Origin of the sequence: Rhodococcus sp. PAE-6, from assembly GCF_025290685.1 — a bacterium.
Lineage (GTDB): Bacteria > Actinomycetota > Actinomycetes > Mycobacteriales > Mycobacteriaceae > Rhodococcus > Rhodococcus pyridinivorans.
The window spans coordinates 1-19,196 of record NZ_JAOCLZ010000012.1 but is presented as its reverse complement, the minus strand read 5'-3'; the positions used below and the strand labels follow the sequence as shown (position 1 = coordinate 19,196).

At 66.7% G+C, this 19,196-nt stretch carries 20 protein-coding genes; 18 read left to right on the top strand and 2 right to left on the bottom strand.

The window, feature by feature from the left end:
* From thrB to prfA, 4 genes are all read left to right on the top strand, one after another.
* Complete coding sequence (gene thrB, locus NVV99_RS20695; RefSeq protein WP_024103700.1) at positions 1 to 930, top strand: homoserine kinase; 930 nt, start codon at positions 1 to 3, stop codon at positions 928 to 930.
* A 490-nt stretch (positions 931 to 1,420) separates the two neighbouring features.
* Positions 1,421 to 3,415, top strand: a complete 1,995-nt coding sequence (gene rho / locus NVV99_RS20690; RefSeq protein WP_024103701.1) for a transcription termination factor Rho — start codon at positions 1,421 to 1,423, stop codon at positions 3,413 to 3,415.
* A 122-nt stretch (positions 3,416 to 3,537) separates the two neighbouring features.
* On the top strand, positions 3,538 to 3,771 hold the full coding sequence (rpmE, locus tag NVV99_RS20685; RefSeq protein WP_006552583.1) for a 50S ribosomal protein L31: 234 nt from the start codon (positions 3,538 to 3,540) through the stop codon (positions 3,769 to 3,771).
* An 87-nt stretch (positions 3,772 to 3,858) separates the two neighbouring features.
* A complete protein-coding gene (prfA, locus tag NVV99_RS20680) occupies positions 3,859 to 4,938 on the top strand; it encodes a peptide chain release factor 1 (protein WP_024103702.1) in 1,080 nt (359 codons plus the stop codon).
* Between the two features lie 27 nt (positions 4,939 to 4,965).
* Here the strand turns inward: prfA and NVV99_RS20675 are convergent, their stop codons facing one another.
* On the bottom strand, positions 4,966 to 5,439 hold the full coding sequence (locus NVV99_RS20675; protein ID WP_006552585.1) for a hypothetical protein: 474 nt from the start codon (positions 5,437 to 5,439) through the stop codon (positions 4,966 to 4,968).
* A 184-nt stretch (positions 5,440 to 5,623) separates the two neighbouring features.
* On the opposite strand from NVV99_RS20675, the gene prmC reads away from it, so the two are divergent.
* The 13 genes from prmC (at position 5,624) to NVV99_RS20610 (ending at position 16,862) form a co-directional block, all read left to right on the top strand.
* Positions 5,624 to 6,547: a peptide chain release factor N(5)-glutamine methyltransferase gene (gene prmC / locus NVV99_RS20670; protein WP_024103703.1), complete on the top strand. Its 924-nt coding sequence runs from the start codon at positions 5,624 to 5,626 to the stop codon at positions 6,545 to 6,547.
* A 51-nt stretch (positions 6,548 to 6,598) separates the two neighbouring features.
* A complete protein-coding gene (locus tag NVV99_RS20665) occupies positions 6,599 to 7,261 on the top strand; it encodes an L-threonylcarbamoyladenylate synthase (protein ID WP_024103704.1) in 663 nt (220 codons plus the stop codon).
* A 19-nt stretch (positions 7,262 to 7,280) separates the two neighbouring features.
* Positions 7,281 to 8,486: an MraY family glycosyltransferase gene (locus NVV99_RS20660; RefSeq protein WP_006552588.1), complete on the top strand. Its 1,206-nt coding sequence runs from the start codon at positions 7,281 to 7,283 to the stop codon at positions 8,484 to 8,486.
* An 11-nt stretch (positions 8,487 to 8,497) separates the two neighbouring features.
* A complete protein-coding gene (locus NVV99_RS20655; protein WP_006552589.1) occupies positions 8,498 to 8,977 on the top strand; it encodes a hypothetical protein in 480 nt (159 codons plus the stop codon).
* A 409-nt stretch (positions 8,978 to 9,386) separates the two neighbouring features.
* Positions 9,387 to 10,085 (top strand): F0F1 ATP synthase subunit A, encoded by a 699-nt coding sequence (atpB, locus tag NVV99_RS20650; RefSeq protein WP_006552590.1) that lies wholly within the window; start codon positions 9,387 to 9,389, stop codon positions 10,083 to 10,085.
* A gap of 90 nt (positions 10,086 to 10,175) precedes the next feature.
* Positions 10,176 to 10,424 carry an ATP synthase F0 subunit C gene (locus NVV99_RS20645; RefSeq protein ID WP_006552591.1) on the top strand — a complete coding sequence of 83 codons (249 nt, stop codon included), beginning with the start codon at positions 10,176 to 10,178 and terminating at the stop codon, positions 10,422 to 10,424.
* Between the two features lie 13 nt (positions 10,425 to 10,437).
* Positions 10,438 to 11,001: a F0F1 ATP synthase subunit B gene (locus NVV99_RS20640; RefSeq protein WP_006552592.1), complete on the top strand. Its 564-nt coding sequence runs from the start codon at positions 10,438 to 10,440 to the stop codon at positions 10,999 to 11,001.
* A gap of 5 nt (positions 11,002 to 11,006) precedes the next feature.
* Positions 11,007 to 11,822, top strand: coding sequence for a F0F1 ATP synthase subunit delta (locus tag NVV99_RS20635; protein ID WP_024103705.1), 816 nt, complete (start codon positions 11,007 to 11,009; stop codon positions 11,820 to 11,822).
* 60 nt (positions 11,823 to 11,882) lie between these two features.
* On the top strand, positions 11,883 to 13,526 hold the full coding sequence (atpA, locus tag NVV99_RS20630) for a F0F1 ATP synthase subunit alpha (protein ID WP_006552594.1): 1,644 nt from the start codon (positions 11,883 to 11,885) through the stop codon (positions 13,524 to 13,526).
* A gap of 48 nt (positions 13,527 to 13,574) precedes the next feature.
* On the top strand, positions 13,575 to 14,558 hold the full coding sequence (locus NVV99_RS20625) for a F0F1 ATP synthase subunit gamma (protein WP_006552595.1): 984 nt from the start codon (positions 13,575 to 13,577) through the stop codon (positions 14,556 to 14,558).
* A gap of 6 nt (positions 14,559 to 14,564) precedes the next feature.
* Positions 14,565 to 16,013: a F0F1 ATP synthase subunit beta gene (atpD, locus tag NVV99_RS20620; RefSeq protein ID WP_016692470.1), complete on the top strand. Its 1,449-nt coding sequence runs from the start codon at positions 14,565 to 14,567 to the stop codon at positions 16,011 to 16,013.
* A gap of 6 nt (positions 16,014 to 16,019) precedes the next feature.
* A complete protein-coding gene (locus NVV99_RS20615) occupies positions 16,020 to 16,388 on the top strand; it encodes a F0F1 ATP synthase subunit epsilon (RefSeq protein ID WP_006552597.1) in 369 nt (122 codons plus the stop codon).
* A gap of 39 nt (positions 16,389 to 16,427) precedes the next feature.
* A complete protein-coding gene (locus NVV99_RS20610; protein ID WP_024103706.1) occupies positions 16,428 to 16,862 on the top strand; it encodes a DUF2550 domain-containing protein in 435 nt (144 codons plus the stop codon).
* Positions 16,863 to 16,872: 10 nt separating this feature from the next.
* On the opposite strand, the gene NVV99_RS20605 is transcribed toward NVV99_RS20610, so the two are convergent.
* Complete coding sequence (locus NVV99_RS20605) at positions 16,873 to 17,445, bottom strand: cob(I)yrinic acid a,c-diamide adenosyltransferase (RefSeq protein ID WP_024103707.1); 573 nt, start codon at positions 17,443 to 17,445, stop codon at positions 16,873 to 16,875.
* A 58-nt stretch (positions 17,446 to 17,503) separates the two neighbouring features.
* Here NVV99_RS20605 and murA point away from each other — a divergent pair, with 58 nt between their 5' ends.
* Positions 17,504 to 18,784, top strand: a complete 1,281-nt coding sequence (gene murA, locus NVV99_RS20600) for a UDP-N-acetylglucosamine 1-carboxyvinyltransferase (RefSeq protein ID WP_024103708.1) — start codon at positions 17,504 to 17,506, stop codon at positions 18,782 to 18,784.
* Positions 18,785 to 19,196 lie beyond the last annotated feature (412 nt).

Sequence of the window (19,196 nt, the reverse complement as noted above, 5' to 3'; positions counted from 1 at the left end):
ATGACGCAGACGTTGCCCGTGGGGCTTTCGGTGACGGCACGGGTTCCCGCTTCGAGCGCGAATCTCGGTCCCGGTTTCGATTGTCTGGGTCTCGCCCTCGGTCTGTACGACGAGATCACCGTCACGACAACGGCTTCCGGGCTCGACGTGAAGGTGGAGGGGGAAGGCGCCCAGGAGGTTCCGTGGGGACCCTCCCATCTCGTGGTCCGTGCCGTCGAGCGGGGACTCGAGGCCGCCGGTGTGTGGGCGGACGGACTGGACGTCGTGTGCCACAACGTCATCCCGCACTCGCGTGGCCTGGGATCCTCCGCCTCGGCGGCGGTGGGAGGGCTGGCAGCGGCCAACGGGCTCGTCCGCAAGATCGCTCCCGAGCGCGTCCTCGACGACGAGCAGCTCGTGCAGCTCGCCTCCGAGTTCGAGGGCCATCCCGATAACGCCTCCGCGAGCGTCCTCGGTGGGGCAGTGGTGTCGTGGACCGAGGTCGAAGTCGACTCCGAACAGCGGACCTACCGCGCGGTGAGCCTGCGTGTGCACCCGGACATCAAGGCGTACGCCTTCGTCCCGTCGGTCCGTTCGTCGACGGCCCACACCCGGGGCCTGCTGCCCGGACTCGTCCCACATCGGGACGCGGCGTTCAACGTCAGCCGAGCGGCTCTCGCGGTCGTCGCGCTCACCGAGCGGCCCGAGCTGCTGATGCCGGCAACGCAGGATCTGCTCCACCAGGCCCAGCGGGCACCCGCACTCCCGCTCACCACCAAATGGGTGGCCGCACTGCGCGAGGCGGGCATCCCCGCCGTCGTCTCGGGTGCCGGGCCGACCGTGCTCGCGCTCACGACCTCCGCGCTGCCCGACGAACTGCAGGCCGCCGCCGAGGCCGACGAACTGACGGTGCTCGAACTCGAGATCGCCGAGGGCGTCCAGGTCGACTGAGTAGACGCGCAGTGCTGGGGGACCGACGGATGGTGCCGGATGGAGGTCGACGGGTGGTGCAACACACACGTCCCATCCGGCACGGCGATTCTTGCTCTACGTACAGATCGTCGCTATTCTGTGGGGTGTCCGCACGTCGTGCGTATCAGTCGCCGGATTCTCCAGGGTAATCACTCCAGCTCCATCGGGGCGTCGAGCCTGGATCGATCCTCACCTGCTCCCGGATCCGGGAGGGGGACAGACCGCACCTACCGGATTTCGGTGTGGTGGCGGACGTGCCGACCGTTCGTTTTCCCTGAACTCGTACGGCAAATCCCAGCTCAGTGGACGAACTGATCTGCGGGACGAACCCTCTGCTGCGCATGAGCGAGCGAGGGAAGGAAGGATCTCCGTGACAGATACGGACCTGATCACTACACCTGCTCTCGACATTCCCGAGGCCGGTAGCCGGACGACCACGCGCGGTCGCCGCGGAGCAGGCCTTTCGGGCATGGTGCTTGCCGAGTTGCGGACTCTTGCCGCCGAGCTCGGAATCAAGGGCACCTCCGGGATGCGCAAGGGTGATCTCATCGCTGCGATCAAGGAGAAGCAGGGAGGCGGCGCCGCCGCACCTGCCGAGCAGCCTGCAGCCGAGAAGACCGCTGCCCCCGAGAAGACCGACGCGGCAGCGAAGACCGAGACGGCGGGGAAGCCCGAGACTGCCGACAAGCCCGAGGGAGCACCCTCGCGTGGCACCCGCGGTCGCCGTGGCCGTGCCGCCACCGACGAGACCGCCGCGCCCGAGCAGAAGGCCGACGCCGCACCGGCCGAGCAGAAGGCCGACGCCGAACAGGCCGAGCAGAAGGCCGACGTGAAGCACGGTGAAGAAAGCTCGCAGGAGAAGCTGCAGGGCGGCCAGACCCCCAGTGGCGACAACGAATCCGACGGTAACCGCCGCGGCCGTGGTCGTCGCGGACGCCGCGGTGGCGACAACGCCGACCAGAACCAGCAGACCGAGGGTGCCGACGCGTCCGAGGACGGTCGCCAGGATCGCGACTCGCAGCGCGACAAGGTCCAGGATCGCGACTCGCACCGCGAGCGTGGCCAGGACCGTAACTCCGGCGACGGCTCCTCGCGCCGCGACCGTAACCAGGGTGACCGCAACCAGGGCGACCGCAACCAGGACGCCGGCGATCGCGACGGTGGTAACCAGGGTCCGCGCCAGGGCCAGGACAACCGTGGGGGAGACGACGAGGAAGGTGGCCGCGGTCGCCGGGGTCGTCGCTTCCGTGAGCGTCGTCGTGGACGCGACCGCGGCGAGAGCGGTTCGGACTCGCGCGAGCCCGAGATCCGCGAGGACGACGTTCTGCAGCCGGTCGCCGGCATCCTCGACGTCCTCGACAACTACGCGTTCGTCCGCACCTCCGGCTACCTCGCCGGCCCGAACGACGTGTACGTGTCGATGAACATGGTGCGCAAGAACGGCCTGCGCCGCGGCGACGCCATCACCGGCGCCGTGCGGGTCCCCCGTGAGGGCGAGCAAGGCAACCAGCGTCAGAAGTTCAACCCGCTGGTTCGTCTCGACACCGTCAACGGCCGCGAGGTCGACTCGGCCAAGCGCCGCCCCGAGTTCAACAAGCTCACGCCGCTGTACCCCAACCAGCGACTGCGCCTCGAGACCCAGCCGAACATCCTCACCACGCGCGTGATCGACCTGGTCATGCCGATCGGTAAGGGTCAACGTGCACTCATCGTGTCGCCGCCGAAGGCCGGTAAGACCACCGTCCTCCAGGACATCGCGAACGCGATCGCCGTCAACAACCCCGAGTGCTACCTGATGGTCGTGCTCGTCGACGAGCGTCCCGAAGAGGTCACCGACATGCAGCGTTCGGTGAAGGGTGAGGTGATCGCCTCGACCTTCGACCGGCCGCCGTCGGATCACACCTCGGTCGCCGAGCTCGCCATCGAGCGTGCGAAGCGTCTCGTGGAGATGGGCCAGGACGTCGTGGTGCTCCTCGACTCCATCACCCGTCTCGGCCGCGCGTACAACAACTCGTCGCCGGCATCCGGACGCATCCTCTCCGGTGGTGTCGACTCGACCGCGCTGTACCCGCCGAAGCGTTTCCTCGGTGCCGCCCGCAACATCGAGAACGGCGGATCGCTCACGATCATCGCCACCGCGATGGTCGAGACCGGTTCCACCGGCGACACAGTGATCTTCGAGGAGTTCAAAGGCACGGGTAACGCCGAGCTCAAGCTCGACCGGAAGATCGCCGAGCGGCGCGTGTTCCCGGCGGTCGACGTCAACCCGTCCGGTACCCGCAAGGACGAGCTGCTCATGAGCCCCGACGAGTTCGCCGTGGTGCACAAGCTCCGCCGCGTGCTTTCGGGCCTCGATTCGCACCAGGCGATCGATCTGCTCATCGACCGGCTCAAGAAGTCCAAGACGAACATCGAGTTCCTCATGAATGTGGCGAAGACCGCACCGGGGGCACTCGACGACTGACGTCGGCGCCCCGGGGAATTTCCTCCCGGGGCCCTACGTTTGGCATAATCGGCAGGCTCAGTCCGGCTCCGGTTCACGTCTTCGACCCGCGAAGGCGACCCGGCGGCCATGAAAGGGACACCATGAAGGCAGGAATCCACCCCAACTACGTGACGACGACCGTCGTCTGCGGTTGCGGTAACACGTTCGAGACGCGCAGCACCAAGGAGTCGGGACGTATCAACGTCGAAGTCTGCTCCAACTGCCACCCGTTCTACACCGGCAAGCAGAAGATCCTCGATACCGGTGGACGCGTCGCGCGTTTCGAGGCTCGCTACGGCAAGCGTGCGCCGAAGAAGGCCGCTTCCGACAGCTAGCTGTCACGCCGACGCCCGGTACTGCCCTCGTGCAGGCCGGGCGTCGGCTTTTTCATTGCAAGACCGAAATCAGAGCGGAGCACACTCATGGCGGGGCAGACCAAGCCGTCGGCCATCGACGACATCCTGGCCGAATACGCGGGTCTGGAGCAGCAGCTGTCCGACCCGTCGCTGCACGACGATCCTGCGGCAGCGCGTCGGGTGGGCAAGCGGTTCGCCGAACTCGCCCCCGTGATGTCGACCTACAACGCTCTGAAGCAGGCCCGCGAGGACCTCGAGGCGGCGCGCGAACTCGCCGCCGACGACGCGACTTTCGCATCCGAGGTCGACGACCTCGAGGCGCAGGTCGCCGAGCTCGACCGCTCGCTCACCGACCTGCTCGCCCCGCGCGACCCGCACGACAGCGACGACGTGGTCCTCGAGGTCAAGTCCGGTGAGGGCGGCGAGGAATCCGCCCTGTTCGCCGGCGATCTCACCCGGATGTACACGCGCTACGCCGAACGTGCCGGTTGGCGCGTCGAGGTCCTCGGTGCCACCTACTCCGATCTCGGCGGCTACAAGGACGTCACGCTGTCGATCAAGTCGCGGACCGACGTGCGCGACGGCGTGTGGTCCCGCCTGAAGTTCGAGGGCGGCGTGCACCGCGTCCAGCGTGTGCCCGTCACCGAGTCGCAGGGACGCGTGCACACCTCCGCGGCCGGCGTCTTCGTCTACCCCGAGCCCGACGAGGTCGAGCAGGTGCAGATCGACGAGAGCGACCTGCGCATCGACGTCTACCGGTCGTCCGGCAAGGGTGGTCAGGGTGTCAACACCACCGACTCTGCTGTGCGCATCACGCACCTTCCCACCGGCATCGTGGTGACCTGCCAGAACGAACGCTCGCAGCTGCAGAACAAGGCCCGCGCGATGCAGGTCCTCGCGGCGCGCCTGCAGGCAGCGGCCGAAGAAGCTGCCGAGGCCGAGGCGTCAGCGGGTCGCGCCAGCCAGGTCCGGACCGTCGACCGGTCGGAGCGCATCCGCACCTACAACTTCCCGGAGAACCGGATCACCGATCACCGCATCGGCTTCAAGTCCCACAACCTCGACGCGGTGCTCGACGGCGAACTCGACGCACTGCTCGACGCCCTGGGCGCCGCAGACAGAGAGGCCCGGCTCGCGGCGGAGTAACCGCGAACCGGGCTCGTCGCCAGGGGATCAGGCAGGAGTGTCGTCGCCCTGACCGGCCTCGCCGTCCTCGACCGCCGCCGGTGGAACGTTCGTGAGATCGACGCCCGGCAGCAGGAAGCAGCCCTCGCCGCCGGCGTTCTGATGGGCACCCCAGACTGCGCTGACGACGAGTCCGTCACCGGTCTGGAGAGCGACGGCAGGTTCCTCCTCGTCGATTGCGTCCGGAAGGACACCACCGCCCAGCTGCAGCGTCCTCAGGTTCACCCAGCTGATCTGGCCTCCTCCGCTGCCCTCCTGCTCGATCTCGTACTCGATCTGGCCGGGCTCCGCGTCCTCCTCGGCGAGAGCGGTCTCCGTGTCGACCACGCCGATACCCGCCGGGCATCCGATGGGGATCGGCTGGAAGTCGATGGGCTCGGCACTCGCGAGAGCAGGGGCCGCGAAGGCGGTCGCACCCGCAGCGGCAAGGACGGTGATTCCACGCACAGTCCGCGTCTTCATGGAGCAATCCCTTTCTGTCGATGAAACCGACCGGAAGGTATCGGTCCTCGTTCGGGTGCCCATCCCGCCGTGCCGTCAATCACGTTGTCGGAAACACCCTCGATGTCCGGTCCGGGTGTTCTGCGTGCAATGCGAGGGCTACCTCGGCGTAGTGCAGGTACGAGGTCGTGGCACGCTGTAAGGCGTGAGCCGTCAACCTCTGCGCCTGGCCATCATCGAAGCGGCATCGGTCCTCGAGGAAGCCGGAGTCCCGAGTCCCCGGGTCGACGCCGAACTTCTCGCAGCGCACCTGCTCGGCATCGAGCGCGGGCGACTCGGTCTGGTCCCGCTCGTCGAGGCGACGACCATCGACGCCTACCGCTCGATGGTCGAACAGCGGGCGAAGCGGATTCCTCTGCAGTACATCACCGGCACCTCGCCGATGGGGGAGATCGACCTGGCAGTGGGGCCGGGGGTGTTCGTCCCGCGACCCGAGACGGAACTGCTGCTCGGCTGGGCGCTGGCCTTCCTCGAACGCCACGGCAGCCGCAACCCGGTCGTCCTCGACCTGTGCACCGGATCCGGCGCGCTGGCGCTGGCGATCGCGCATGCGCGTCCCGACGCCGAGGTCCACGCCGTCGAACTCGAAGCGAAGGCTCTCGCCTGGGCGCGTCGGAACGCCGAGACCCGCGCGGAGGAAGGGGACACCCCGATCCGGCTGTACCAGGGCGATGTCACCGACCGCATGCTGCTCACCAACCTCGAAGGCAGTGTCGACCTGGTGGTCGCCAACCCGCCCTACATCCCGGAAGGAGCCGACCTCGAACCCGAGGTGGTCGAACACGATCCGCACTCGGCGCTCTTCGGGGGAGCGGACGGACTGTCCGTCATCCGGCCCATGGTTTCCAACATTGCGCGGTGGCTGCGGATCGGGGGAGCGGCAGCGGTCGAGCACGACGACACGCACAGCCTGCTGGTCGCCGAACTGTTCGAGCAGCGTCGGGTGTTCGGCGACGTCGTGCGGCACCCCGACCTCGCCGGGAAGGCCCGCTTCGTGACCGCGCACCGTGTTCCCACGTCGGTGGAGGCCGACCGCATGAAGTCGGTACGGTCTGCGGCGGACGGCTGACGGGCAGGACCCGTCCGGTGCCGATTGCGGCCGAAGTGGAAGGATGAGCGCGTGAGCACCGTGTACGACTGCAACAACGAAGCTTCGCGCGCCGCCGGACTCAACGCGGCGCGCGGCGCACTCAAGGCCGGACGACTCGTCGTCGTACCCACCGACACGGTGTACGGCATCGCTGCCGACGCCTTCGACTCCGACGCCGTAACGGCGCTCCTGCGCGCGAAGGGGCGCGGCCGCGACATGCCGGTGCCGGTCCTCGTCGGCTCCTGGACGACCATCGACGGTCTCGTCGCCTCGGTGCGTCCCGAGGCGCGGGAGTTGATCCGCGCGTTCTGGCCGGGCGGACTCAGCCTCGTGGTGCACCAGGCACCGTCCCTGGCCTGGGATCTCGGCGACACCCGCGGCACCGTCATGCTCCGCATGCCGCTGCACCCCGTCATCCTGGAACTGCTGCGCGAGGTCGGTCCGCTCGCGGTCTCCAGCGCCAACGTCTCCGGTCGGCCCCCCGCCACGAACGTCACCGAGGCGCGCGAGCAACTCGGAGCATCGGCGAGTGTCTATCTCGACGGTGGCCCGGCAGAGCACGGGGTCGCATCGACGATCGTCGACCTCACGGGCGACCGCCCGCGCATCCTGCGCGAAGGCGCGGTGACGGCCGAAGCACTCGCGGAGGTGCTCGGTGACGATCCCGAGCGCCTTCGGTCCGGCGGGGAGTAGCGGCGGAGGAACGGAGCACGTGACTGCAGCCGACACCACCGCCGTACTGCTCGCCCAGGCCGGGCGCGGCGCCGGCGTTCCCATCCGGGAGCTTCTCCTCGTCCTGCTCACCGCCGCGGTGGTGACCTTCCTCGCGACCGGTGTGGTGCGGATCCTCGCGCTGAAGTTCGGAGCGGTCGCCGTTCCCCGCGACCGCGACGTGCACGTGACCCCGACCCCGCGGATGGGTGGGGTCGGCATGTACATCGGCCTCGTCGCGGGAATCGTCTTCGCTCAGCAATTGCCTGCCCTGACAAGGGGTTTCGAATTCACCCCGGATATGGGGGCGGCGCTCGCCGCGGCCTCGATCATCGTCGTCGTCGGCATCGTCGACGACCGGTGGGGACTCGACGCGCTCACCAAGTTCGTCGGCCAGGTCACCGCGGCCGGCGTGCTCGTGATCATGGGCGTGAGCTGGATCGTCATCTACGACCCGTTCAGTGCCTCGACACTCGTACTCGACCAGCTCCAGGGCGGTCTCATCACCGTCGCCGTCGCCGCGGTGACGATCAACGCGATGAACTTCGTCGACGGGCTCGACGGACTCGCGGCCGGACTGGGTCTCATCGCCGCACTCGCGATCTGCGCGTTCTCCGTGGGTCTGCTGCTCGATCAGGGCGGCGACGTCTCCGCCTACCCGCCGGCCCTCATGGCCGCGGCCCTCGCCGGCGCCTGCCTCGGCTTCCTGCCGCACAACTTCCAACCCGCCAAGATCTTCATGGGCGACTCCGGGTCCATGCTCATCGGTCTCATGCTCGCCGCAATCTCCACAAGCGCCTCGGGCCTCATCCCGCTCAGCGCCTACGGTTCGCGCGACCTGCTCGGTCTGCTCTCGCCGCTGATCCTGGTCGGTGCCGTGATGTTCATCCCGATCCTCGACCTGCTCCTCGCGATCGTGCGGCGCACCCGGGCCGGCGTCAGCCCCTTCAGCCCCGACAAGATGCACCTCCACCACCGCCTGCTGCAGATCGGGCACTCGCACCGTCGCGTGGTGCTGCTGCTCTACCTGTGGGTCGGAATCCTGGCCTTCGGGGCTGTCGGTTCCTCGCTGCTCGACCGGCGGGCGGTGGTGTTGATCCTCGCGGGCGGTCTCGTGTTCGCCCTCGTCGTGACCGCTGTGCCGTCGCTGCGGCGGCACGACGAGTCGGGGGAGACGCCGCCGGAGCACTCCCGAGAGGTCGGTTAGGCTCGGATATCGTGACGAACCCGGATCATCCCGAACCCGACCACGGCCTGCCCTCGCTGCCCGACCCGATCGCGCCGATGCGCGCGGCCGTGCGGTACGGCGCCCTCGGTCTTCTCGCGCTCGCCGTCGTGGCGTCGGTGATCTCGGTGCTCGTCGCCGGGATGCCCGGTCTGTGGGGTGCACTCATCGGAGCGGCCGTCGGCGGAGGGTTCATCCTCTTCACCGCACTCGGCGTTCTCCTGACGTCGAAGATGCCGGCGATGACCGCCGGAGCCGTACTTCTCGGCACCTGGCTGCTGAAGCTGATCCTCGCCATCGTCGTGATGGGCTCGCTCGACTCGCTCGACTTCTACAACCGCAACGCGCTCGTCCTCACCATCGTGTTCGCCCTGGTCATCGTTCTGGGAGCCGAGACCTACGGGGTGCTCTCGCAACGTGCCCTGTACGTCGATCCCCAGGCGTCGTCCGGATCCGACAACGACGATCGGTAGTAGCACCGCTTGTCCATAACCCCCCACGTAGGAACCCACCTACGCACTGTCGTAGAGCAGTTGGTAGGGTGAGTTCTACGAGAGTGACGCTGCCCGCATCGGGTTCGAAGAGGGTGCGCAGTTGTGACTTCGTAGGCGGTCGTGTTCAAATGGCCGCCGAGTCGACGAGAGTCGCCGACACCGGCAGGAAGCGGGACCGTTCACGCGGTTCGGACCACTGGCGAATACGCGAGCCGACCTGGTCGACTTCTGGATCGTCAATGTCCGATCGAACCGCAGACGGCATGCCTGCGGCCGACTACGGGAGAGAGCGCTGAGCGTCACCACCTTGGCAGCCGGAGAATTCCACGCGCCGTCACTAGCTGATTTTTTCCCACCGGCAGTCCTGTTCGAAGGAACCCCCTTCGAGATGGACCGGTTGATGCTCATCCGCGTCGCCGTCGCCCTGATCGTCGCGCTGTTCTTCTTCTTCGCGTTGCGGAGTCCGAAGATCGTGCCGCGGGGCGTGCAGAACGTCGCCGAGATCATGCTCGACTTCGTCCGGATCCACATCGCCGAGGACATCCTCGGTAAGGAACAGGGACGCCGGTTCCTCCCGGTGATCGTCACCATCTTCTTCCTGGTGGTCGGTCTGAACCTGACATCGGTCATCCCGTTCCTCAACATCTCGTCCAACGCACGAATCGGTATGCCGATCGTGCTCGCGGCACTCGCCTACATCGTCTTCAACTATGTGGGCATCAAGAAGTACGGATTCTTCCGCTACGTCAAGAGCAGCATCGTCATCCCGAACCTGCCGCCCGCTCTCCACGTGCTGGTGATCCCGATCGAGTTCGTCTCGACGTTCATTCTGCGGCCGTTCACGCTGACCATTCGTCTCATGGCCAACATGCTGGCCGGTCACATCATGCTCGTGCTGTTCTTCAGTGCCACGCAGTTCTTCTTCTTCGATTCCGACGGCTTCATGAAGGTGTTCGGCATCGGTTCTCTCATCGGCGGAATCGCGTTCACCTTCTTCGAGCTCCTGGTGATCGTCCTGCAGGCCTACATCTTCGCGCTGCTCACCGCGGTGTACATCGACCTGGCCCTGCACGCCGAAGAGCACTAGCTCGACGAACGGCACGACCCACATCTACACAAAGACTGACTCGGTTGCCGACTCCCGGGGCCGAGCCACAAGAAAGGGAATGGAACACCAATGAGCGTTGCGCTTCAGGCAGCAGACGTCCTCGCCCAGGAGACCACGATCTCGGGTGCAGGCGCCATCGGCTACGGCCTCGCCGCCATCGGCCCCGGCATCGGCATCGGCATCGTCGTCGGCAAGGCGATCGAGGGCATGGCTCGTCAGCCCGAGATGGCCGGCCAGCTGCGCACCACGATGTTCCTCGGTATCGCCTTCACCGAGGCCCTCGCGCTGATCGGCATCGTCGCCGGCTTCATCTTCTGATCCGACGATCACAATGGCTGACAGCATCCTGATCCTCGCGGCAGAGGAAGGGGAGACTCCCAATCCCCTTCTCCCCGCGACATACGACATCGTCTGGTCGCTGGTCGCCCTGATCCTCGTCGGATTCGTCTTCTGGAAGTTCGTGCTTCCGATGTTCCAGAAGGTGCTCGACGAGCGTTCGGAGCTGATCGAAGGCGGCATCAAGAAGGCAGAGGAAGCTCAGGCGGAGGCTGCGGCCGCGCTCGAGCAGTACCGTAGCCAGCTCGCCGAGGCTCGCACCGAGGCGGCGCAGATCCGTGAAGAGGCCCGTGCACAGGGCCAGCAGATCATCGCCGACATGAAGGCGCAGGCCCAAGAGGAGAGCGACCGTATCGTCGCCGCCGGTCACAACCAGCTGCAGGCCCAGCGCCAGCAGATCGTGGCCGAGCTGCGTAGCGATCTCGGACGCAGCTCCGTGGATCTCGCCGAGAAGATCCTCGGCGAAGCGCTCGCGGACGACGTGAAGCGTGCCGGCTCGATCGATCGGTTCCTCGACGAACTCGACTCCCTCAGCGCTGACTCTGCATCCGGAAAGTGAGCACCATGTACGCAGCAAGCCGTGAGGCACTCGCTCATACGCGTTCCGCGTTGCAGTCCGCCCTGGGCTCGGGTGCCGCGACTGCCGCTGCGGCTCAGGCCGGTTCCGAACTCTTCTCGGTGGTCGAGGCGCTCGACAGCCAGCGCGCCCTCCGGACCGCGCTGGCCGACGCCTCGGCCCCGGCTGCCGTTCGCGAGCGGCTGGCCGAGCAGGTCTTCGGCGGCAAGGTTTCGGCCCAGACCCTCGCGACCGTCAAGGCCGCAGCGGGGCAGGACTGGTCGGCACAGTCCGACCTGACCGACTCGCTCGTCCAGCTCGGCCGTGAGGCACTGCTGAAGGCCGCAGCGGACCAGGACCAGCTCGACACCGTCGAGGACGAACTGTTCCGCCTCGGTCGCATCGTGGCAGGCGACCCGGAGCTCGAGCAGACGCTCTCGGATCGCAGCACCCCGGCTTCGGCCAAGCGTGATCTGCTGACGCGCCTGCTGTACGGCAAGGTCACCGCAGTCACCGAGGCGCTGGCGGTCCACGCGGTCGGTCGGCTGAGCAAGTCGCCGGCCGAGACGTTCGACGAGTTGTCGGCGCTCGCCGCGGCCCAGCGGGACCGTGCCGTCGCGCACGTCCGCAGCGCGGCACCGCTCGATGCGAAGCAGGAGGAGCGGCTCACCGCGACCCTGACCCGCATCTACGGGAAGCCTGTGACGGTTCACGTCGAGGTCGATCCCGAGCTTCTCAGTGGATTGGTCGTCCGGGTGGGCGACGAGGTCATCGACGGTAGTGCCGCGGGTCGACTCGCTGCAGTGCGCAAGAGCCTCACGTAGTCCACTACCGAACACACACATAGATCTTTTCGAAGACCAGATACCGAGAGCAGGAAGAACATGGCGGAGCTGACGATCTCCTCCGACGAGATCCGTAGCGCGATTGACAATTACACCGCGAGCTACTCCCCGGAGGCCTCCCGCGAGGAGGTCGGCGTGGTCGTCGACACCAGTGACGGCATCGCGCACATCAGCGGTCTGCCGTCGGCGATGGCCAACGAGCTGCTGGAGTTCCCCGGTGGCGTCCTCGGCGTGGCCCTCAACCTCGAGGCCACCGAGATCGGTGCCGTTATCCTGGGCGACTTCCAGACCATCGAGGAAGGCCAGGAAGTCAAGCGGACCGGCGACGTTCTGTCGGTGCCGGTGAGCGACAACTTCCTCGGTCGCGTCGTGAACCCGCTCGGTCAGCCGATCGACGGCCTCGGCGACATCGAAGCCGATGAGACCCGCGCCCTCGAGCTGCAGGCCGCGACCGTGCTGGAGCGCCAGCCGGTCGAGGAGCCGCTGCAGACCGGCATCAAGGCCATCGACGCGATGACCCCGATCGGCCGTGGCCAGCGTCAGCTCGTGATCGGCGACCGCAAGACGGGCAAGACCGCCGTCTGCATCGACGCGATCCTGAATCAGAAGGCGAACTGGGAGACCGGCGACCCGAAACAGCAGGTCCGCTGCATCTACGTCGCGATCGGCCAGAAGGGCTCGACCATCGCGGGTGTCAAGCAGGCACTCGAGGAGAACGGCGCGATGGAGTACACCACCATCGTCGCGGCTCCGGCCTCCGACTCCGCCGGCTTCAAGTGGCTCGCCCCCTACACCGGTTCGGCCCTCGGCCAGCACTGGATGTACCAGGGCAAGCACGTCCTCATCGTGTTCGACGACCTGACCAAGCAGGCCGAGGCCTACCGCGCCATCTCGCTGCTGCTGCGTCGCCCGCCGGGCCGCGAGGCATACCCCGGCGACGTCTTCTACCTGCACTCGCGTCTGCTGGAGCGCTCCGCCAAGCTCTCCGACGAGCTCGGTGGCGGCTCGCTGACGGCCCTGCCGATCATCGAGACCAAGGCGAACGACGTGTCGGCCTACATCCCGACCAACGTCATCTCCATCACCGACGGCCAGGTCTTCCTCGAGTCCGACCTGTTCAACAAGGGTGTCCGCCCCGCCATCAACGTCGGTATCTCGGTTTCCCGAGTCGGTGGCGCCGCCCAGACCAAGGGCATGAAGAAGGTCTCCGGTTCGCTGCGTCTCGAGCTCGCGCAGTTCCGTGAGCTCGAAGGCTTCGCCGCCTTCGCCTCCGACCTCGACGCCGCGTCGAAGGCGCAGCTCGAGCGCGGTCAGCGTCTCGTCGAGCTCCTCAAGCAGGACCAGTACGCGCCCATCGCAGTCGAGGACCAGATCGTGTCGATCTACCTCGCCGGCGAAGGTGTCTTCGACTCGGTTCCGGTCGAGGACGTGCGTCGCTTCGAGACCGAGCTCCTCGAGGATCTGCACCGCAACGCCGCAGGCGTCTACGAGCAGATCGCCGGTGGCAAGGCCCTGTCCGACGAGTCGATCGAGGCCCTCCGCGCCGCGACCGCCAAGTTCAAGGAGGGCTTCATCGCCTCCGACGGCAGCCGTGTCGTGAACGAGGCAGAGGCCGAGGCCCTCGGTGCCGACGAGATCCAGCAGGAGCAGGTCTCCGTCAAGCGCACCACCGTTCGCAAGTGAGCGGGGAGTCCATGACCCAGCGTCCAGTGAAGGGAGTGTGATCGACGAATGGCGAACTTGCGCGAACTGCGCTCGCGGATCAAGTCGGTCAACTCGACCAAGAAGATCACCAAGGCGCAGGAACTGATCGCGACGTCGCGTATCACGAAGGCCCAGGCCCGAGTGGCAGCGTCCAAGCCGTACGCCGAGGAGATCACCAAGGTGCTCTCCGAGCTGGCGAGTGCGTCGGCCTCGTTGGATCACCCCCTGCTCAACGAGCGCGAGAACCCCAAGCGTGCCGCAGTGCTGGTCGTGACCAGCGACCGCGGTATGGCCGGCGGTTACAACTCCAACGTCCTCAAGGAAGCCGAGGAGCTGCGTCAGCTGCTCCTCAGCGAGGGCAAGGAGCCTGTGCTGTACGTGATGGGCGGTAAGGGCCTCGGCTACTACACGTTCCGTGAGCGTGAAGTGGCCGCTGCCTGGACGGGCTTCTCGCAGGACCCCCGTTACACGGACGCCGCGAAGGCGAGCCGTCACCTGGTCGAGCTGTTCATGGCGGGTTCGGGCACCGAGGTGCCCGCACCGAACGGCGAGGGCACCATCGAGGGCGTCGACGAACTGCACATCGTCTACACCCGCTTCGTGTCGATGCTGACCCAGACCCCCCAGGTTCGCAGAATGGCTCCGCTCGAAGTGAGCATCACCGAGGACGAGATCGACCTCGGCGAGGACATGCTCACCGACGGACGCCGCGCCACGGACAACGAGGGACCGCAGGCCGTGTACAACTTCGAGCCGGAGGCCGGAGTTCTGCTCGAGGCTCTCCTGCCGAAGTACATCAGCACGCGCATCTACGCGTCGCTGCTGGACGCGGCGGCCTCCGAGTCGGCAGCCCGTCGTACCGCCATGAAGGCCGCGACGGACAATGCCACGGAATTGGTGAACACCCTCAGCCGTCAGGCGAACCAGGCCCGGCAGGCCCAGATCACCCAGGAAATCAGCGAGATCGTCGGCGGTGCCGGTGCGCTCGCCTCGAGTGCAGGAAGTGACTGAACCACAATGACCGCAGCAGTAACCGACAACAACGCCGGTGCGGCGTCGGCCCTTGCCGGGCGCGTCGTCCGCGTCATCGGCGCCGTCGTCGACGTGGAATTCCCGCGTGGCGCCGTGCCCGAGCTGTTCAACGCCCTGCACGCAGAGGTCACTCTGCCGTCCGTGGCGAAGACCCTGACCCTCGAAGTCGCGCAGCACCTGGGTGACAACCTGGTCCGCACGATCTCGATGCAGCCCACCGACGGCCTGGTGCGTGGCGCCCCCGTCAGCGACACCGGCAAGCCGATCTCGGTTCCCGTCGGCGACGTCGTCAAGGGCCACGTGTTCAACGCGCTGGGCGACTGCCTCGACGCGCCGGGCACCGGACGCGACGGCGAGCAGTGGGGCATCCACCGCAAGCCCCCGGCCTTCGACCAGCTCGAGGGCAAGACCGAGATCCTCGAGACCGGCATCAAGGTCATCGACCTGCTGACCCCGTACGTGAAGGGCGGCAAGATCGGTCTGTTCGGTGGTGCCGGTGTCGGCAAGACCGTTCTGATCCAGGAGATGATCACCCGTATCGCGCGTGAGTTCTCCGGTACGTCGGTGTTCGCCGGCGTCGGTGAGCGCACCCGTGAGGGCACCGACCTCCACCTCGAGATGGAAGAGATGGGCGTCCTCCAGGACACCGCCCTCGTCTTCGGCCAGATGGACGAGCCGCCGGGCACGCGTATGCGCGTCGCCCTGTCGGCCCTGACGATGGCGGAGTACTTCCGCGACGTCCAGGGACAGGACGTGCTCCTGTTCATCGACAACATCTTCCGCTTCACGCAGGCCGGCTCGGAGGTTTCGACCCTCCTCGGCCGTATGCCGTCGGCCGTGGGTTACCAGCCCACGCTCGCGGACGAGATGGGTGAGCTCCAGGAGCGCATCACCTCGACGCGTGGCCGCTCGATCACCTCGCTGCAGGCGATCTACGTGCCCGCCGACGACTACACCGACCCCGCGCCGGCCACGACGTTCGCTCACCTCGATGCGACCACCGAGCTCTCGCGTCCGATCTCGCAGATGGGTATCTACCCCGCTGTGGACCCGCTGACGTCGACCTCGCGAATCCTCGAGCCGGGCATCGTCGGTGCCGACCACTTCCGGGTGGCCAACGAGGTCAAGCGCATCCTGCAGAAGTACAAGGAACTGCAGGACATCATCGCCATCCTCGGTATGGACGAGCTCTCCGAAGAAGACAAGGTCACGGTCGCCCGTGCCCGTCGTCTCCAGAAGTTCCTCGGCCAGAACTTCATCGTCGCCGAGAAGTTCACGGGTCAGCCGGGTTCGGTCGTGCCGCTCGCCGACACCATCGAGGCCTTCGACCGCGTGTGCAAGGGCGAGTTCGACCACCTGCCCGAGCAGGCGTTCAACAGCTGCGGTGGACTCGACGACGTCGAGGCTGCAGCCAAGAAGATCGCCGGAAAGTAGGCCACCGTGGCTGAGATGAGCGTGGACATCGTTGCCGTCGAGGAGCGTGTGTGGTCCGGATCGGCGACTCTCGTCACCGCCCAGACCACCGAGGGCGAGATCGGCATCATGCCCGGTCACGAGCCCGTGCTCGGCCAGCTCGTCGAGGGTGGCGTCGTGTCCGTCAGGACCGCGGACGGTGAGCGGATCGTCATGGCCGTCCATGGCGGATTCCTCTCGGTGACCGCGACGACGGTGACGGTGCTCGCCGAAGCCGCCGACCGCGTGGAGGACATCGACGTCGAGGCAGCCAAGTCGACTCTGAACGATGCAGATCGTGACGAGTCGGAGATCGCAGCGGCCCGCGGCCGCCTGCGGGCTGTCGAACGAGCCTGATCGTCGAACAACGAGAAGCCGCGACGGAGCCGACGAGCAGTGTCACCTGGATTTCTGATTCTCAGTATCCTTGTGGTGCTGCTCGCGGTCTCCGTCGCGGCTTTGTTGTACCGCCTCTTCGCCCTGCGCGGCGGGGGTACCGCCGCCATTCTGCGAGTGATGCCTCAGAACGAGGGTTCCGGCTGGAGGCACGGAATCGTTCGGTACGGCGACGAGACACTCGCGTTCTACAAGCTTTCGAGCCTTCGGCCCGGACCCGACGTACGACTGACCCGTCAGGGCATCGATGTGCGTTCGCGACGGAAGCCAGAAGGCAGTGAATTCGACATCATGACCGAGGACATCGTGATCCTCGATGTGATCGACCGCGACGACTCGTACGAGATCGCGCTCGACAGCGGAGCTTTGATGGCCTTCATGTCCTGGGTCGAATCCAGGCCCGACGGCCGGTCGCAGCGCCGCCGCCCCCTCTAGAGGGACTTCTTCACGCGCCCGCTCCCGGCTTCCACAGCACGTCGCCGTCCGGGTTCGCGATCCGGCCCAGGATGAACAGCAGATCCGAGAGCCGGTTCAGGTACTTCGCGGGCAGGACGTTCGTGTCGTCCGGAGCCGCGTCCACCGCCGCCCACGCCGACCGTTCCGCACGTCGTGCCACCGTCCTGGCGGTGTGCAACAGAGCCGCCCCCGGCGTGCCGCCCGGAAGAATGAACGAGTTGAGCGGTTCCAGCTCCTCGTTGAATTCGTCGCACCAGCCCTCGAGCCGGTCGATGTACTGCTGGGTGATCCGCAGCGGCGGGTACTTCGGGTTCTCGACCACGGGCGTCGACAGATCGGCGCCGGCATCGAAGAGATCGTTCTGGATCTGCCGGAGTACCAGGACGAGCCGTTCCGGGAGCGCTCCCAGTGCGAGCGCCACACCGATCGTCGCGTTGGTCTCGTCGCAATCGGCGTAGGCGACCAGACGAGGGTCGTTCTTCGAGACGCGCGAGAAGTCGCTGAGTCCCGTCGTTCCGTCGTCTCCGGTACGCGTATAGATCCGTGTCAGGTGGACTGCCATGAGCGTCACGGTACCGGCTCTGCTCTTCCTGCGGACACGCCCGTTACGCTGTGTCGTTGTGAGTGAACGCTTTCTTGTCACAGGTGGGAACCGCCTTTCCGGCGACGTCGTCGTCGGGGGTGCCAAGAACAGCGTCCTCAAGTTGATGGCCGCGGCACTGCTCGCCGAGGGCACCACCACGATCACCAACTGCCCCGACATCCTCGACGTGCCCCTGATGGCCGATGTCCTGCGTGGACTCGGCTGCGAGGTCGAACTCGAAGGCGACGCCGTACGCATCACGACGCCTGCCGAACCGGAGTACCGCGCCGACTTCGCGGCAGTGCGGCAGTTCCGGGCGTCGGTCTGCGTACTCGGTCCGCTGGTTGCACGCTGCCGCAAGGCGATCGTGGCGCTGCCCGGCGGCGACGCCATCGGCTCCCGTCCGCTCGACATGCACCAAGCAGGTCTGCGACTGCTCGGCGCGCATTCGTCGATCGAGCACGGATGCGTCGTCGCGGAAGCGGACGACCTGCACGGTGCCACCATCCGCCTGGCGTTCCCTTCGGTGGGAGCGACGGAGAACATCCTCATGGCCGCGGTCCTCGCCAAGGGGGACACGACCATCGACAACGCGGCCCGCGAACCCGAGATCGTCGACCTGTGCAACATGCTCGTCCGCATGGGGGCACGGATCACCGGTGCGGGCAGTACGACGTTGCGGGTCTCGGGAGTCTCGTCCCTCCGTCCCACCGAGCACCGGTGCATCGGCGACCGGATCGTTGCGGCGACGTGGGGGATCGCAGCAGTGATGACGCGGGGCGATATCGCCGTCCGCGGCGTCAATCCGAAGCACCTCGCGTTGGTGCTGGACAAGTTGCGCAGTGCCGGCGCCGAAGTCGTGCCCTTGGCCGACGGATTCCATGTCGTGCAGAAGGAGCGGCCCCGTGCCGTCAACTTCGCGACGCTGCCGTATCCGGGATTCCCCACCGACCTGCAGCCCATGGCCATCGGACTCGCGGCCATCGCCGACGGGACGTCGATGATCACCGAGAACGTCTTCGAAGCACGGTTCCGGTTCGTCGAGGAGATGGTGCGTCTCGGTGCGGACGCCCGCACCGACGGCCATCACGCGGTTGTGCGGGGAGTGGAGCAGTTGTCGAGTGCTCCCGTGTGGGCATCGGACATCCGTGCCGGCGCAGGTCTGGTGCTCGCCGGCCTGTGTGCGGATGGGGTCACGGAAGTGCACGACGTCTACCACATCGACCGTGGTTATCCGCGGTTCGTCGAGATCCTCCAGGAGCTCGGCGGAACCATCGAGCGGGTGGGTGTCGAGGAAGGCCGGCTCCTGTCGCACTAGGGAGAAATCCCTGGTCGGGCCCTGTGTCCGGCGTCACCGGGAGCGATTTCGGTCCGGTCGGCGCCTTTCGGAGACATCCACCTGGGCTTTCCTCGAGGGCTACCCCCTCTGACCAGGCGATTTGGCAGGCAGTTGATCCTCGCGTAACTTATTCCAGGTCAAAGCGACACGGACACCGACCCGGGCCGAGAGGAACGGGACAACGAGGTTGGACGAAGGCGCCTGAACTTGGTTACGAGCCCCCGATTCTTCTGGTAAGGTCGGTGGCCCCGGAGGTCGAAGAGACCTCCTGATGAACAGTCACCCCGGAGTGAACGAACCGGAAGGTTCGGGATCGATGGTGTGTGCGTGTTCTTTGAGAACTCAACAGTGTGCCGATGAATGTCAGTGCCAAATATTTTTGGTACTCCGC